Origin of the sequence: Microcoleus sp. Pol12B3 (assembly GCF_036701355.1) — a bacterium.
Lineage (GTDB): Bacteria > Cyanobacteriota > Cyanobacteriia > Cyanobacteriales > Microcoleaceae > Microcoleus.
In genome coordinates this window covers 1-1,307 of the sequence record NZ_JAUBQS010000164.1, presented here as the reverse complement: position 1 = coordinate 1,307, position 1,307 = coordinate 1, and the positions used below count along the sequence as shown (strand labels likewise).

Below are 1,307 nucleotides of genomic sequence, written 5' to 3'. Positions count from 1 at the left end.
GAAAATCAACTCAATACCTGGAAATCAAAACTTTTAGCAGCTATTGGCACTAATAGTCAAATAATTGTCGATGTCATTCCTGAAATAGAATTAATCATTGGCAAACAGCCGGCCGTACAAGAATTAAGCGCTACAGAAGCACAAAACCGGTTTAATTTAGTATTTCAAAAATTCATCCGCGTGTTTTGTTCAGTTGACTATCCCTTAGTCATCTTTCTCGACGATTTACAATGGGCTGATGCCGCTACATTGAAATTGCTACAAGTAATGATGGCAGATGAGCAAACGCAATATCTATTTCTAATTGGTGCTTATCGAGACAACGAAGTTAACCCATCTCATCCTTTAATAATGACCTTGGATGAGCTGCCAAATCAAGGGGCAAGAATCGAGCGAATTACTTTAGCTCCTTTACACCTTCAGCAGATAAGTAACTTAATTGCTGATACCGTTCGTAAAGACACAGAATCAGCGCTCCCCTTAGCAGAGTTAGTGCTCAATAAAACTCAAGGTAATCCTTTTTTTGTCAATCAGTTTCTCAAAACTCTTTATCAAGAAAGCCTGCTGAGATTTAACTTCCAACAAAGAAACTGGGATTGGAATATTTCAGAAATTGAATCAGTAGGTATTACTGATAACGTCATTGAATTGATGATTGGTAAATTGAAAAAATTGCCAGAATCAACTCAGCAAGTTTTGCGCTTGGCTGCTTGCGTCGGTAATAGTTTTGACTTAAAAACTCTCTCAATTATTAATGAGAAATCTTGGGGGACCACGTTTCAAGAACTATTGCCAGCCATCCAAGAAGGATTGATTCTAACTACTTCTGAGTTAGGTGCTACTGAATCAGAAATCATTAATTCCGACTTGGTAATTACTAATTATAAGTTTTTGCATGACCGCGTGCAGCAGTCAGGTTACGCTTTGATTGACTCAAAGTTGCAAACCGCAATTCACCTACAAATTGGTCGCCTGTTACTGGCAAATATTGCTCCGGAGCGACGAGCCGAAAGAATTTTTGAAATAGTCGATCATTTGAATTCGGGTCGGATTTTAATCATTGATGATAACGAGAAAACTGAACTAGCTATTTTAAATTTAACAGCCGCTCGCAAAGCCAAAGATGCAACGGCTTATGCTGCTGCCAGAGACTACTTAAAAATCGGTCGAGAAATTTTACCGGGCGATATTTGGCAAGAATCCTACGAACTAGCTTTTACCTTTCATAAGGAGCTGGCAGAGGCCGAATATTTAAACGGCAATTTTGAAGAATCAGAAGCTTTAATAGAACTGGCATTTGCCCGGGC

General features: G+C 38.9%; 1 protein-coding gene. It reads left to right on the top strand.

Features of this window, described 5'->3' with window-relative positions; translation table 11 throughout:
• Window positions 1–1,307, top strand: a 1,307-nt coding sequence (locus QUA53_RS28995; RefSeq protein WP_333101318.1) for an AAA family ATPase, incomplete at both ends; no start/stop codon positions are given.